Annotated in this window: 13 protein-coding genes; 10 read left to right on the forward strand and 3 right to left on the reverse strand. The window is 57.3% G+C overall.

What is annotated here, in order from left to right:
* Positions 1 to 37: 37 nt before the first annotated feature.
* From AAY24_RS13170 to AAY24_RS13180, 3 genes are read left to right on the forward strand one after another with little or no spacing between them, the layout of a single operon-like run.
* Positions 38 to 532 carry a glycine-rich domain-containing protein gene (locus tag AAY24_RS13170; protein ID WP_046861302.1) on the forward strand — a complete coding sequence of 165 codons (495 nt, stop codon included), beginning with the start codon at positions 38 to 40 and terminating at the stop codon, positions 530 to 532.
* Positions 529 to 1,758: a B12-binding domain-containing radical SAM protein gene (locus tag AAY24_RS13175; protein ID WP_052761239.1), complete on the forward strand. Its 1,230-nt coding sequence runs from the start codon at positions 529 to 531 to the stop codon at positions 1,756 to 1,758. The genes AAY24_RS13170 and AAY24_RS13175 overlap by 4 nt, the downstream gene beginning before the upstream one ends.
* Position 1,759: 1 nt before the next feature.
* A complete protein-coding gene (locus AAY24_RS13180; RefSeq protein WP_052761240.1) occupies positions 1,760 to 2,344 on the forward strand; it encodes a dTMP kinase in 585 nt (194 codons plus the stop codon).
* 453 nt (positions 2,345 to 2,797) lie between these two features.
* Here the strand turns inward: AAY24_RS13180 and AAY24_RS13185 are convergent, their stop codons facing one another.
* Positions 2,798 to 3,691, reverse strand: coding sequence for a hydrogen peroxide-inducible genes activator (locus AAY24_RS13185; protein WP_046860082.1), 894 nt, complete (start codon positions 3,689 to 3,691; stop codon positions 2,798 to 2,800).
* A gap of 168 nt (positions 3,692 to 3,859) precedes the next feature.
* Between AAY24_RS13185 and ahpC the strand changes: the two genes are divergently transcribed.
* The 7 genes from ahpC to AAY24_RS13220 all read left to right on the forward strand — a co-directional run bounded on the left by ahpC (position 3,860) and on the right by AAY24_RS13220 (position 11,482).
* On the forward strand, positions 3,860 to 4,429 hold the full coding sequence (gene ahpC / locus AAY24_RS13190) for an alkyl hydroperoxide reductase subunit C (protein WP_046860083.1): 570 nt from the start codon (positions 3,860 to 3,862) through the stop codon (positions 4,427 to 4,429).
* Positions 4,430 to 4,495: 66 nt separating this feature from the next.
* Complete coding sequence (gene ahpF / locus AAY24_RS13195; protein ID WP_046860084.1) at positions 4,496 to 6,073, forward strand: alkyl hydroperoxide reductase subunit F; 1,578 nt, start codon at positions 4,496 to 4,498, stop codon at positions 6,071 to 6,073.
* A 514-nt stretch (positions 6,074 to 6,587) separates the two neighbouring features.
* Positions 6,588 to 7,364, forward strand: a complete 777-nt coding sequence (locus tag AAY24_RS19585; RefSeq protein ID WP_052761241.1) for a metalloregulator ArsR/SmtB family transcription factor — start codon at positions 6,588 to 6,590, stop codon at positions 7,362 to 7,364.
* Positions 7,365 to 7,519: 155 nt separating this feature from the next.
* Entirely contained in the window at positions 7,520 to 8,533 is a 1,014-nt protein-coding gene (locus AAY24_RS13205; RefSeq protein ID WP_046860085.1) for an ArsJ-associated glyceraldehyde-3-phosphate dehydrogenase, read from the forward strand.
* A gap of 2 nt (positions 8,534 to 8,535) precedes the next feature.
* Positions 8,536 to 9,774 carry an organoarsenical effux MFS transporter ArsJ gene (arsJ, locus tag AAY24_RS13210; protein WP_046860086.1) on the forward strand — a complete coding sequence of 413 codons (1,239 nt, stop codon included), beginning with the start codon at positions 8,536 to 8,538 and terminating at the stop codon, positions 9,772 to 9,774.
* A 117-nt stretch (positions 9,775 to 9,891) separates the two neighbouring features.
* The gene (locus AAY24_RS13215; RefSeq protein WP_046860087.1) at positions 9,892 to 10,599 is read left to right on the forward strand and encodes a P-loop NTPase family protein; all 708 of its coding nucleotides are present in this window, start codon (positions 9,892 to 9,894) and stop codon (positions 10,597 to 10,599) included.
* A gap of 145 nt (positions 10,600 to 10,744) precedes the next feature.
* Positions 10,745 to 11,482 carry a DnaJ domain-containing protein gene (locus AAY24_RS13220; RefSeq protein WP_046860088.1) on the forward strand — a complete coding sequence of 246 codons (738 nt, stop codon included), beginning with the start codon at positions 10,745 to 10,747 and terminating at the stop codon, positions 11,480 to 11,482.
* 20 nt (positions 11,483 to 11,502) lie between these two features.
* Here AAY24_RS13220 and AAY24_RS13225 read toward each other — a convergent pair whose 3' ends face one another.
* Entirely contained in the window at positions 11,503 to 12,192 is a 690-nt protein-coding gene (locus AAY24_RS13225) for a VIT1/CCC1 transporter family protein (protein WP_046860089.1), read from the reverse strand.
* 305 nt (positions 12,193 to 12,497) lie between these two features.
* Positions 12,498 to 13,655: an iron-containing alcohol dehydrogenase gene (locus tag AAY24_RS19450; RefSeq protein ID WP_046860090.1), complete on the reverse strand. Its 1,158-nt coding sequence runs from the start codon at positions 13,653 to 13,655 to the stop codon at positions 12,498 to 12,500.
* Positions 13,656 to 13,754 lie beyond the last annotated feature (99 nt).

The raw sequence follows: 13,754 nt of genomic DNA on the forward strand, positions 1-13,754 counted from the left end.
AACTTTTTGTTTATTCGATATTTTTAAGGAAATTAATATGAGTAAGAAAACTGTTGACACAAGCATTTCAATAGTTGCAGCGAATGTGGAGCTGGATGACACCTCAGGCTTACCTGTTGTGGTACAGGCGCTGGATTTCGAACGCCTTAAACACAAGTTCACAGCCACAAGTGATGCAGAGATGACTCCAGAGGAATGGTATAGCACCGAACATGAATACCGCCGTTTTCTTGCCCTGAAGCTCTTCTATCCGGGTATATCACTGATACCCAGCAATGACGTAGACAAGCTCTGGCATTTTCATATCCTTGATACTCGCGCTTACCGTGAGGATTGCGAGAAGGTATTTGGCCGATTTATAGATCACTACCCCTACTTCGGTATCTATGGGAAGGAGGACTACCGTGAACAACAAATCCGCTTTGCCTTGACCGTCGAATTATATGAGCGCCACTTTGGCCCTTACCCAAAGGCAAGTACTGCGTTGGCAAACCGCTGGCAGGACGATGCATGCCAGGAGGTTGCACCATGAAGTCGGTCATTCTTGTTTCTATGGAGTATCCACGTCCACAGGACGGCAAGTACGGTCTGGGAATCAGCTCAATCGCCGCAGCTCTCGAAGATGCTGGAGTATCTTGGCGGATCATCGATGCCCAGATCAACAGCCCCGATTTCTCCCTGGCTAACGTGCGTGACGAACTGTTTCAGGCCATTGAGGAGGTAGGCGAAGGTTGTCTGGTCGGCTTCAGTACTTACGTATGGAACGATCTGGAGGTTTGTAACTTGATCCGTCAATTAAGAGGTGCGGGCGTAGAGATCGTGCTGGGGGGGCCACAGATCTCCAATACGCCTAAAGGTCAGCTGGAGGATTTGTATCCGGATGCAGACTATTTCGTCCGTGGCCATGGAGAGATGGCTATGGTGGGCCTCGCTAGTGAAATACTGCCCGATAACAGTGGGATCCACGTCGCTGGTGAACCCGATCTGGGTGTTAAGGTGGAACTTGAGCTGCTGGACTTGCCCTCACCCTATCTGCTTGGGACGGCCGAAATTCGCGAAAGCATTCGGTGGGAGACCCAACGTGGCTGTCCATACGAGTGTTCCTTTTGCCAGCACAGGGAGCTAGGTAAGTGGCAAAAGGACCGGTGCTTCTTCGGTGAGCAACGCCTTGAGCGGGAGCTGGCACTGTTTGCTACCGCAGGTGTGAAACGAATTTCTGTTCTTGATCCGGTCTTTCATGTCGACCAAACACGAACTATCCGCATACTGAACAGCATCAAGACTGCTGGTGTGGGTGCCCAGATTTCATTGCAGTGCCGCTTTGAGGCGTGTACTCCCCAGTTTCTGGATGCGCTCGAAGGTCTTAACGTGACCCTGGAGTTCGGTTTGCAGACGATCATAGAGGGCGAATATCGTTCTATCGGTCGCCCAAACAGCATGAAGAAAGTTAGCAGCGTTATCCGAGAGTTACATGAGCGACAGATCGATTTCGAGGTATCTCTGATCTATGGCTTGCCAAAACAGACATTGAAAAGCTTTCTGGAGAGCGTTGACTGGTGCAAGCAACAGAAAATCCCGCGGATACGTGCATGGCCATTGATGCTGCTGCGCGGCACGCCCCTCTACGAGCAGAAAGAGCGCTATGGGTTCAAGGAGAGTTCAGATCAGCCTATTCCCATCGTGGTTTCCAGCAACACCTTTTCCGAAGAAGATCATGTCGAGATGGCCCGCATTGCACGTGAGTTGGAGGAGAATTGAGATGGGATACTTTATTGCTGTAGAAGGGTTGGATGGCATTGGTAAATCCACACTGGTCGAGCAACTGGCAAGAGAGTTTTCCGGCCTTGCCATGAGTACACCGGGCGAAGCGCTACACGATAGTCGCAGGGTGATCATGAATGATTTTTCGGACGATGAGCTGGCTAAGGCATTGTTTTATGCGGCCAGTGTTTCCAGCCAGGGCAGGAAGGCACGCAAAAAGGTAGAGAGTGGCAAATGGGTCTTCATGGATCGCTATTGGGCCTCGACGATAGCGTATGCGAAGGCTCGTGGTGTCACAGCCGAATTAGATCAACTCAGCAAGAGCTTGATTCAGCCAGATTTGAGCGTATTGCTGATACTCAACGAGTCGGAACGACAAAGGCGCCTTCATGCCCGTGGTACCACAGTGGAGGATATAGATACACTGGATCCAGGCTTTCGCCAGTGCGTGCTCGAAGAACTCCAGACGCATGCCAACCTGGTGGTCAATATAAGTGGCTACGATCTGCTGGCTGCAACTCAGATGCTTGAAAAGGTTATTCGCAAAAAGGTTAAAAGTACCAAGAGTTTTGGCCGTGCCTAGCCCTAGGGATGTACTTTTTTTGGTACTAAATATGGCGGTAAATGGCAGCTTCTGGATGTTTTCAGCCTGTGAAGTCGTTTAACCGGAAGTCTTCTTTTGGCTGTCAGATGTCTGTTCATCGGCATCCTACTTTTTCATAGCAGCAAGGAAGGTATCTGGGTGGAAATTATTTGCTATAGGGCTCGATTTCCCTACCGAAAAGTGGTAATCCGGTAATGTGTATCTGGGCATATGCCGTGCGGCCAAATATTTTGTAAAAATAATTAGATAGAGATTTGGTACGATCTTTATTATTTGATATTACGGTTTAATATGAGCTTTGCTCTGCTGAAGGTAGAGACTTTACCGGGATATGGTTATTGAGATGGCAGTAAATCAATAATTTAGAGAGGACTTAAGTAGCAACATTATTTCCTTCGTACAACTGACCTTGCCAACCCGGCACAAGGTTGATCATAACTGCTTCAGTTGATCCCGGAACAGCTGCATCAAAAGCTCGATATTCTTAAGCCCGGGGTAGTTGGGCCTCACCACAAAGGCGATTTCACGGTGCGGGCCAGGTTCAGCCAAGGGTACCTTGGCGATTCTGGGATTGCTCTCCACCAGTTGCGGTAGTGCCATTTCCGGCACCAGGGTGGTACCCAGGCCGTTCGCCACCAACTGGACTAGGGTGTTGAGACTGGTGGCGCTGAGGTGGTCTGCCGAGACTTCCTGGAGGTGGCAAACCGCCAGTGCGTGATCCTTCAGGCAGTGTCCCTCCTTGAGCAGCATCAGCCGCTGCGGATCCAGCTCGTCTTTGCTCAGCTGCTGTTTGCGGGCCAGATCATCGTCAACATGGGTGATCCAATAGAAGTTTTCCGCCCAGAATGTGAAGGTCAGCAGGCCATCGCATCTGAATGGCAGGGCGAGGATGGCGGCATCCAGATCGCCATGGCGTACCTGTTCCACCAGCACATGGGATTGTTCTTCGGAAATATGCAGCTGTAGCCGGGGATAACGGGCCTGCAGGGTCGGCAGTACCACCGGCAGCAGATAGGGACAGATGGTGGGGATGATCCCCAGTGACATGGTGGTATTGAGTGGTTCCTGTTGTGCTTCGCCCAGTTTCTCAATGTCATCCATCAGGAACTTGATCTGCTGTGCCTTCTCCAGCACCTGTTTTCCAAGTGGCGTGACCAGGACCTGCTTGTTGTTGCGTTCGAATATCTGAAAACCCAACTGCTTTTCCATCTCAGAAAGCGCAGTGCTGAGCGCTGACTGGGAAACGGCGCAGGCCTCGGCTGCCTTTTTAAAATGCAGTGTGCGTTCAACCGCCAGGGCGTAGTGGATCTGTTTCAGGGAGATCATGGGTTCAGTCTACTCCGGCCCAATCCATTATTCAATTTATTAGAACATTATTATCAATACAATCTAATTTACGGTATCATGCCCTATCCGTACAGTATTGCCATCTGCTCTTAACGACGCAGGATTAAATTTTATAACCCGATGACTTCATTCCGTAGGAGATTAGAGATGTCTGTAATTAACACCAAGATCAAGCCGTTTACCGCCACCGCATTCAAAGCCGGTGAGAAAGACTTCTTCCAGGTCACTGAAAAAGACCTTGAGGGTAAATGGGCTGTGTTCTTCTTCTACCCGGCCGACTTTACTTTCGTCTGCCCGACCGAGCTGGGCGATCTGGCCGATCACTACGAAGAGTTCCAAAAGCGTGACGTGGAGATCTACGCAGTATCCACCGATACCCACTTCACCCACAAGGCGTGGCACGAGGCTTCCGAGACCATTGGCAAGATCAAGTACCCCATGCTGGGCGACCAGATGGGCATCATCACCCGCAATTTTGAGAACATGCGGGAAGATCAGGGTCTGGCTGATCGCGGTACTTTCCTGGTCGACCCGGATGGCATCATCCAGGCCGTGGAGATCACCGCCGAGGGTATCGGTCGTGATGCCGAGAACCTGCTGAACAAGGTCAAGGCCGCCCAATATGTGCGCAACCACCCGGGTGAAGTCTGCCCGGCGGCCTGGAAAGAGGGTGAGGCCACCCTGGCGCCTTCCCTGGACCTGGTCGGCAAGATCTAAATCATCGCATTACCGGGTGCCCTGCTGGTCAGGGCGCCCGGCCCAAAAAGAATACGGAGCTGTATCATGATCACCCCCGAAATAAAACAGGCCCTCAGCGGATACTTCGCCAATATGCAGAAACCGGTCACCCTGGTGCTGCAGACCGGCGACCACCCAAAGCGTGGCGAACAGGCCGGTTTCCTGGCCGACATAAGCGGCATCTCTGACAACGTCAATTTCGAGGAGCGTGATGCCGGACTGCGTAGCCCAATGAGTTTTTCGCTGGAGGTTGATGGCCAACCGACCGGCATAGTCTTCTCCGGTATTCCCGGTGGCCACGAATTCAACTCCCTGATCCTTGCCATCCTGCACGCCTCCGGTAGCGATATGAAGCTGGATGACAGTATCGCCAACCTGATCAAGCAGGTACGCAAGCCTTTGCAGTTCGAGGTGTTCATCAGTCTCAGCTGCCACAACTGCCCGGACGTGGTGCAGGCACTTAACCAGTTCGCCCTGCTGAATCCGGACATCTCCTCGGAGATGCTTGACGGCGGACTGTTTCCCGAAATTATCGAAGAGCGGGATATTCAGGGCGTTCCCACGGTATACCTGAACGGGGAGTTGTTCGCCAACGGTAAGGTGGATGCGGCGCAACTGCTCGACAAGTTGATCGAGCATGAACCGGAGATCACCCAGGCCGTGGACCAACCGGCACTTCCACTGCAGGATGTCACCGTGATCGGTGGCGGACCGGCCGGTGTGGCTGCTGCCATCTACAGTGCACGTAAAGGTTTAAAAGTGACCCTGATCGCAGAGCGTCTTGGTGGTCAGGTGAAGGACACGATGGGTATTGAGAATCTGATCTCGGTACCCAAAACGACCGGCCCGGAGCTGGCCGGTGCCCTGCAGACCCACCTCAATGACTACGACATCACTGTCAAGGAGCACTTGCGGGTGACCGGCGTTGAGCAGGGTAATGTAAAAAAGGTGACCCTCACCAGCGGTGAGGTGATCTCGACCCGCACTCTGATCGTCGCAACCGGTGCGCGCTGGCGGGAACTGGGTGTTCCCGGCGAGAAGGAGAATATTGGAAACGGAGTGGCCTACTGCCCCCACTGTGACGGCCCCTTCTTCAAAGGCAGGGACGTGGCGGTGATCGGTGGTGGTAACTCTGGTATCGAAGCGGCGTTGGATCTGGCCGGTATTGTCCACTCGGTGACGGTGTTCGAATTCCTGCCGCAACTCAAGGCCGACCAGGTATTGATCGACCAGGCGATCGCCCGGGACAACATCACCATTATCAGCAATGCTGCCACCAGGCAGATTCTGGCTGAAGATGGAAAAGTGGTCGGCGTTGAATATGAGGACCGGGAAACCGGCGAAGTGAAACAGGAAGAGCTGGCCGGCGTGTTTGTGCAGATTGGTCTGGTCCCCAACAGCCAGGTGGTTGCCGACCTGGTCGAGACCAAGCCCTGGGGTGAGATCGTGATCAATGAAAAGTGTGAAACCTCTGCGCCCGGCATCTACGCCTGTGGTGACGTGACCACGGTGCCCTACAAGCAGATCGTGATTGCCATGGGCGAAGGGGCCAAGGCGTCACTGGCGGCGTTCGAGTACCTGCTGACCCACAACGTGGAAACGGCTGAAAGTGCCGCCGCCTAAGTTGGTTCCAGGAGACGAATCGTCACGCAGATAAGCGGTTGGGTTGCGTCGATAGTGACGTAACCCAACTCCTCTCTCCATTCACCAGCGGAAGAACCGGGGGCACGATCCGGTTTGACTCATCGGACCGGAAAAAGGGCCATCCGAAGCCGGTCCGTTTTCCCGCCAGCGGGTGACATGTCAAGTTGTCTGGTGTGGGTGGCCCATCACGCTCGTCCGACTAACTCCTCGGCACCACCGCTTATCAAAGCGACCCGGTTCTCTCCCGGCAATGGCCAGGTCGCCATGCCGATACCGCAACAACGCCACATTCCATTCAAACAGGCCAGGGAACGGTTACTCACAAGTCCCACAGCGCCACCGGCTGGCAGCACACTGCATCGGAAGAATCCATCTGCTCCAGGTGAGCAGATGAGCGGAATAATCGAGTGCTGCCTCTTTTTCATATACGATTTAATGAATATGCAATAAAACAGATATATACTGCCCGGCAAATCAACCGCAGGGTGGGCGTGTGAAAAAAGTTCTCTTTGTCTGTACCGAAAACTCGGCCCGTTCCCAGATGGCCGAAGCGCTGCTGCGCCACTACGGGGAGGGTCAATTCCAGGTGTTCAGTGCTGGCACCGAGCCGGATCAGGTGGACCCCCGGGTGCTGGAGGCGCTGCAAGAGCTGGGTATCAGTAGCAACGGTTTACATGCCAAACCGTTGGACCGGTTTGCTGACCAGTCATTTGATTTCGTCATCACCCTGTGCAGCAAAGCCCGCCAGGAGTGCGGTAACTGGCCCGGTAGCGGTGTGGTACTGGCCTGGGATTTCGATGACCCCAGGAGCAGCAGTGATCCCCAGGCCATCCCCAAGACCCTCCAGGCAATCATTCAGCGTATCCGGCTGTTCATTGAGGTGAACAGCAAGGCGACCGGCACGCTCTATCCAAGCCTGTCACCCCTGGAGTTCTACAAGGCCCTGGCTGATGAGGTGCGCCTGAAAACCCTCCTGCTGCTGCGGGACCAGGAGCTGTGTGTCTGTGAATTGGTTGAAGCCCTGCAGCAGCCGCAACCGAAGATTTCCCGCAACCTGGCCCAGCTGCGCAAGACGGGCCTGTTGCTGGACCGGCGCCAGGGTCAGTGGGTCTTCTACCGATTGCATCCCCTGATGAGTGACTGGATGAAAGCGGTGATCCGCACCACAGCGGAAAATAACCAGGAGTTTTTCGCTGCCGCCAGCGCCCGTCTGGAGGCGATGGCGCACCGTCCCGCCGCCGGTGAAGCCTGTTTAACCGGGTGCGGTTGATGCAGCAGCGCGGTTTCTATCCGCCCGGGTGGGGCATCCTTGCGATGGGCAAGGCGTTATACCGTGCCGGCATTGTGACAGACACCACTAACCCGGGAACCAGTGATGGTCCCCCCTATTCCTATAGCCAGAGATAAATATCGGGAGCAAATAGTATGTCCATCAAAATCGGCATCAATGGTTTTGGCCGCATGGGGCGGCTCTCCATGCGGGCGCTGTTCGAGCAGTCCGATGTGCAGATTGTGCAGATCAATGACCCGGCCGGCGATGCCACCATCCTGGCCCACCTGCTCAATTTCGACTCCGTACATGGTCGCTGGCAGCATGAGGCCAGGACCGAAGGGGAGACCCTGCTGATCGGCGAAACCTCAATCAGTGTCACTCGTAACACCGCCATTGCCGAAACCGACTGGTCCGGCTGTGATCTGGTGATCGAAGCCTCTGGCAAGATGAAGACCCGGTCGTTACTGCAAGCCTACCTGGATCAGGGAGTGCGGCGCGTAGTGGTGACGGCGCCGGTGAAGGAAGAGGGGGTGCTGAATGTGGTCATGGGGGTGAACGATGATCGCTACGATCCGGCTCAGCACCCGATTGTGACGGCGGCATCCTGCACCACCAACTGTCTGGCGCCGGTGGTGAAGGTGATCCATGAGGGGCTGGGCATCCGCCACGGCTCCATGACCACCATTCACGATATCACCAATACCCAGACCATCCTGGACGCACCCCACAAGGATCTGCGGCGTGCCCGCGCCTGCGGCATGAGCCTGATCCCCACCACCACCGGTTCGGCCACCGCCATCACCCACATTTTCCCCGAGCTGCAGGGCAAGCTCAACGGACATGCCATCCGTGTACCCCTGGCCAACGCGTCTATCACTGACTGTGTCTTCGAAGTGGCCCGTGAGACCACTGTTGAAGAGGTCAACGGCCTGCTTAAGGCGGCGGCGGAATCGGAACTGAAGGATATCCTCGGCTACGAGGAGCGCCCGCTGGTCTCGGTCGACTACAGGACCGACCCCCGCTCCAGCATTATTGACGCCCTCTCCACCCTGGTGGTGAACGGCACCCAGGTAAAGATCTATGCCTGGTATGACAATGAATGGGGCTACGCCAACCGGACCGCGGAGCTGGCACTGAAAGTGGCGCGACTGGATAAGGGCGCCTGAGCATGCTGAAACAGCTCTCCCCGGCGGTTCGCCAATACCTGCTGGTGACCGGCAACTACTGGGCCTTCACCCTGACCGATGGCGCCCTGCGAATGCTGGTGGTGCTGCATTTCCACGGGCTGGGTTACACGCCGCTGGAGATCGCCCTGCTGTTCCTGTTCTACGAGATCTTCGGGGTGATTACCAACCTGGTGGGGGGCTGGCTCGGTGCCCACCTGGGCCTGAATCGCACCATGAATATCGGTCTGTTCCTGCAGGTAGTGGCGCTCTCAATGCTGTTGGTGCCGGCGACCCTGCTCACCGTGCCCTGGGTGATGGCAGCGCAGGCGTTGTCGGGGATCGCCAAGGATCTGAACAAGATGAGCGCCAAAAGCGCCATCAAGTTGCTGGTGCCGGGTGACGCCCAGGGCACTCTGTACAAGTGGGTGGCGATCCTGACCGGCTCCAAGAACGCCCTCAAGGGGGCCGGTTTCTTCATGGGTGGCGGGCTGCTGATGTGGATCGGTTTTCGTGGTGCGGTGGTCGCCATGGCGGTGATGCTGACACTGGTCTGGCTGCTCAGCCTGGTGCTGCTGAAAAAGTCCCTGGGTAAGGCAACAACCAAGCCCCGCTTCCGGGACATCCTGTCCAAAAGCCGTGCGATCAACCTGCTCTCGGCAGCCCGTATGTTCCTGTTCGGCTCCCGGGATGTCTGGTTTGTGGTGGCGTTGCCGGTTTTCCTGTCCGGAACACTGGGTTGGGACTACTGGCAGACCGGTGGATTCCTTGCCCTCTGGGTGATCGGCTACGGCCTGGTACAGGCGTTTGCGCCGCGCATTACCGGGAAGGCGGCGGGCCGGGTGCCGGATGGGCGGGCTGCCATTATCTGGGCTGCACTGCTGACCCTGCTGCCGGTGTTGATTGCCGTTGGACTGTCTACTGAACTGGACCGGGCAACCGTGCTGATCGCTGGCCTGCTGCTGTTCGGCGCGGTGTTCGCGGTCAACTCTTCGCTGCACAGCTACCTGATCGTGAGCTATGCCAGTAGTGACGGCGTCTCGCTGGACGTGGGTTTCTACTACATGGCCAACGCCATGGGGCGGTTGATCGGTACCCTTCTGTCCGGCTGGGTGTTCCAGATGGCCGGCCAGGGGAGCGCCGGATTAGCGGCCTGTCTCTGGATCTCCGGTGCCATGTTGGCCCTGACCGTTCTGATATCCTTTGGACTGCCCCGCTTCCGTGTCGAAAAGGAGACGGCTTGACCTGCGGGTAATCCGGGTCAAACTGGTAACCGGTGTGGCGGCTGGGCCTCGCCGGTTAACGAACGGCGGTTTTTGGGGTCGAATGGCAGAACGGCAGTCAGCGACGAAGAGGAGATTATGGCAAAAGACAAACTGGTCAAAACATCCAACCGTTCCGAAATTGACGCCTTCCTGAAAAAAGTGGCCACTACACCGGTGCGAAAGCCAACCGGTCGCACCGGGCGCCTGATCTTCGCCATGGACGCCACGGCCAGCCGGGAGCCTACCTGGGACCACGCCTGCCACATCCAGGCCCAGATGTTCGAAGAGACCGCGGCGCTCGGTGGTCTCAGCATCCAGTTGTGCTTCTACCGGGGGTTCAACGAATTCAGCGCCAGTGACTGGTTATCCAATAAAACCGATCTGCAGCAGCGCATGCTGGCGGTACACTGCCTCGGTGGCCATACCCAGATTCGCAAGGTTCTGCGCCATGCCATTCGTGAAACCCGTGAGAAGCCGGTGGACGCAGTGGTATTCGTCGGCGATTGCCTGGAGGAAGAGGTGGACGAGTTGTGCCAGTTGGCGGGTGAACTGGCGCTGCACAATGTGCCGGTATTCCTGTTCCAGGAGGGGAACCAGCCCGCCGCAAAGCGGGCCTTTAAACAGATCGCCCGGCTGACCGATGGCGCCTACTGTCCGTTCGATGCCAGCAGTGCCCAGCAACTCCGTGACCTGCTGAGTGCGGTGGCGGTCTACGCGGCGGGTGGCCGCCGTGCACTGGAAAACTTCAGCAAGACCCGGGGAGGTGTGACCAAGCTGCTCACCAGCCAGATCAACAAGGGTTAGCCACCGGGTCGACCTGCCCCATGCGGCGGGTAGTCCACGGCCAGACAAAAGCGCAAGCTTTCTCACCGGCGACTGGTTAGAATAAATCGGCAAACGGCGGTAACACCGTCTGGCTATGTTTCGGTAACAAGGCGTTTGAGTGCCCGTGCGAATACTGATTATTCTGGCGGCGATTGTCGGTTGCTATCTCGCCTTTCGCTGGTTTTTCAAACAACCCCCCAAGACCCGGTTGCAGGCAGCGGCCATTACCTTTGGCCTGCTGTTCATCGCGCTGGCCGCCACCGGTCGCCTGAACTGGGTGTTCGCCCTGGTGGGTGCGCTGCTACCTTTTGTCCAGCGTCTGCTGCTGCTGTTGTTACGATATGCGCCTTTTCTGCAGCGCATCTATCAGCTGTACAAGGGTGCCCAGGTGGGCCGGGCAACCGGGCCATCCAGCGGCCAGCAGTCGGTGGTGGAGAGCCGTTTTTTACGCATGACTCTGGATCACGACACTGGCGAGATGAGCGGCGCGGTGCTGGAGGGGACTTTTGCCGGTCGGCGTCTGGATCAGCTGACCATGGAGCAGCTGATGGAACTGCTGGCCCAATGTGCCCGGGAAGATGAGGAGTCTGCGCAGCTGTTGCGCGCCTACCTGGACCGGGTGCATGGGGATGAGTGGCAGGACGCCCAGGCATCGCAGGGAGAATCCGCTTCAACGGCAGCGTCCGGCGGCATGACTCGACAGGAGGCTTACGAGATTCTCGGCCTGGATGAGGGCGCCAGCGAGGAGGAGATCCGTGCCGCCCATCGCAGTCTGATGCAGAAACTGCACCCGGATCGTGGCGGTTCCACTTATCTGGCTTCGAAGATCAATCAGGCCAAGGATCTGCTGCTGAACGACTAGCCGGCAGCAAGGGTATCGCCTCAGAGGTCAACGCCAAACAGTCGCCCTACCCCGGCAGTCAGTGCCATGGCGAGGGCGCCCCAGAAGGTTACCCGGACCGCGCCAACCGTTATCGATGCGCCACCCACCCGGGCCGCAATACCCCCCAGCAGGGCCAGAAACAGCAGTGAAAACAGCGCCACAAAGAGAATCAGCTGATCCCCCGGCAGGCTCCAGGCGACCAGCAGCGGCAGGGCTGCCCCGATGGTGAAAGTGGCGGCGGAAGCGAACGCCGCCTGAACTGGCCGGGCGTTACCGGTTACCGAGATGCCTATCTCATCCCGGGCATGGGCATCCAGGGCATCGTGGGCCATGAGCTGTTCAGCCACCTGGCGTGCCAGGGTCGGCTCAAGGCCCCGTCCTTCATAGATGCTTGCCAGTTCGGCCTGTTCAAACTCGACATCCTGCTCCAGGGATCGCTTCTCCATGGCCAGATCGGCCTTTTCCGTATCGGACTGGGAACTGACCGAGACATACTCTCCGGCTGCCATGGACATGGCGCCGGCGACCAGTCCCGCCACGCCGGCCAGCAGAATCCCTTCCTGGCTGGTGCTGGCCGCGGCCACACCGATAATCAGACTGGCGGTGGAGACGATGCCGTCGTTGGCGCCCAACACGGCGGCCCTTAACCAGCCCGATCGGTGTGAGCGGTGCGCTTCACTGTGACTCATAAACGTTCCCGATAAAACCCGATTACCTGTTCTGTAAAGTCCCGGCCGAATCCCGGTCAGGTGCCAGCCACACCAATCAGCAGTTTGCCAAAGTTGTGTCCCTCCAGCAGGCCGACCACGGCTGGTGGTGTCTGCTTCAGACTGTCCACCAAAGACTCTCTGATACTAACCCATGCCCTCTAGGCGGGCGTATCGCTCATGGGGCCCGACTAGAGGGATCAAGCCTGAGATAGCGTACCCGCGCCAGCGGCGCACCCCGGCCAGGTTGGGGAATGGCGTTTTCCAGCCGCTGGGTGGTGGCCATTTCAGAGTGCCCCTTCAAGGATGGTGCGGCTCACCTCGGGGGTGATGGATTTTTGTTCACCGAGCGCCGTCATGCCGTGGGCGATCAGTTGATCCACGACCTTATCGATGGTGTCCGGCCCCAGATCGTAGTCAGACAGACGGGTCTTGATGCCGAGGGATTCGAAGAACTGCACGGTGCGGCGGATCGCCGCGTCGATACGCTCATTCTCATCACCCTCGTTAAGCTGCCAGACGCGGCTGGCGTATTGCAGCAGCTTGGCGCGCTTCTGCTCCCGCTGCACATTGAGCAGGGACGGCAGGACAATGGCCAGGGTGCGGGCGTGGTCAATGCCGTGCAGTGCGGTCAGTTCGTGGCCGATCATATGGGTGGCCCAGTCCTGGGGTACGCCGGCGCCGATCAGTCCGTTCAACGCCAGGGTGGCGGTCCACATCAGGTTGGCCCGGGCGTCGGCATCCTGTGGCGTCTCCAGCGCCAGGGGCCCCACCTCAATCAGGGTCTGCAGCAGGCCTTCGGCAAACCGGTCCTGGACCCGACCGCCCACCGGGTAGGTCAGGTACTGCTCGACGATATGGACAAAGGCATCCACCACGCCGTTGGCGATCTGCCGGGGTGGCAGGGTGTAGGTCTTGGTCGGATCGAGGATGGAGAATTGCGGGAACACATGGTGGCTCAGGAACGCCAGCTTGGCCTGGGTCTCCCGACGTGTGATGACAGAACCGCAGTTCATCTCCGAGCCGGTGGCGGGCAGGGTGAGCACGGTGCCGAAAGGCAAGGCGCCCGCCACGTTGGTGCCGTGGTTCAGCAGGATCTCCCAGGGATCGCCGGCAAAGTTGACCGCCGCGGCGACGAACTTGGTGCCGTCAATGACCGAGCCACCACCCACCGCCAGCAGAAAATCCAGGTTCTCATTGCGGACCAGGGTGACCGCTTCCATCAGCGTCTCGTAGGAGGGGTTGGGCTCGATGCCGCCGAACTGGTGGACGGTTCGGCTCCCAAGCGCTTCTGTGACCTCATTCAGGGTGCCGTTTTTCCGGGCGCTGCTGCCGCCGAACAGTACCAGGACGCGGGCGTCGGCCGGCACCAGGTCGGATAGCCGGGCGATGGTGTCATCACCAAAGACAATTTTGGTGGGGTTGTAAAATTCAAAATTCAGCATGGGTTCCTCAATTATCGGACCAGTTGTCTAGCATTTGGATAAATCAGGTGCTGCAAACGCAACCAGATTCGAGGGTTTGTGGTTAAGTATAGAGTGACT

It is taken from the genome of Sedimenticola thiotaurini, from assembly GCF_001007875.1.
Lineage (GTDB): Bacteria > Pseudomonadota > Gammaproteobacteria > Chromatiales > Chromatiaceae > Sedimenticola > Sedimenticola thiotaurini.

What these genes read in the sequence shown, in the direction of transcription:
- AAY24_RS13170 (WP_046861302.1), top strand. Translation starts at nt 38, where the DNA reads ATGAGTAAGAAAACTGTTGACACAAGCATTTCAATAGTTGCAGCGAAT.
- AAY24_RS13175 (WP_052761239.1), top strand. Translation starts at nt 529, where the DNA reads ATGAAGTCGGTCATTCTTGTTTCTATGGAGTATCCACGTCCACAGGAC.
- AAY24_RS13180 (WP_052761240.1), top strand. Translation starts at nt 1,760, where the DNA reads ATGGGATACTTTATTGCTGTAGAAGGGTTGGATGGCATTGGTAAATCC.
- AAY24_RS13185 (WP_046860082.1), bottom strand. Translation starts at nt 3,691, where the DNA reads ATGATCTCCCTGAAACAGATCCACTACGCCCTGGCGGTTGAACGCACA.
- ahpC (WP_046860083.1), top strand. Translation starts at nt 3,860, where the DNA reads ATGTCTGTAATTAACACCAAGATCAAGCCGTTTACCGCCACCGCATTC.
- ahpF (WP_046860084.1), top strand. Translation starts at nt 4,496, where the DNA reads ATGATCACCCCCGAAATAAAACAGGCCCTCAGCGGATACTTCGCCAAT.
- AAY24_RS13205 (WP_046860085.1), top strand. Translation starts at nt 7,520, where the DNA reads ATGTCCATCAAAATCGGCATCAATGGTTTTGGCCGCATGGGGCGGCTC.
- arsJ (WP_046860086.1), top strand. Translation starts at nt 8,536, where the DNA reads ATGCTGAAACAGCTCTCCCCGGCGGTTCGCCAATACCTGCTGGTGACC.
- AAY24_RS13215 (WP_046860087.1), top strand. Translation starts at nt 9,892, where the DNA reads ATGGCAAAAGACAAACTGGTCAAAACATCCAACCGTTCCGAAATTGAC.
- AAY24_RS13225 (WP_046860089.1), bottom strand. Translation starts at nt 12,192, where the DNA reads ATGAGTCACAGTGAAGCGCACCGCTCACACCGATCGGGCTGGTTAAGG.
- AAY24_RS19450 (WP_046860090.1), bottom strand. Translation starts at nt 13,655, where the DNA reads ATGCTGAATTTTGAATTTTACAACCCCACCAAAATTGTCTTTGGTGAT.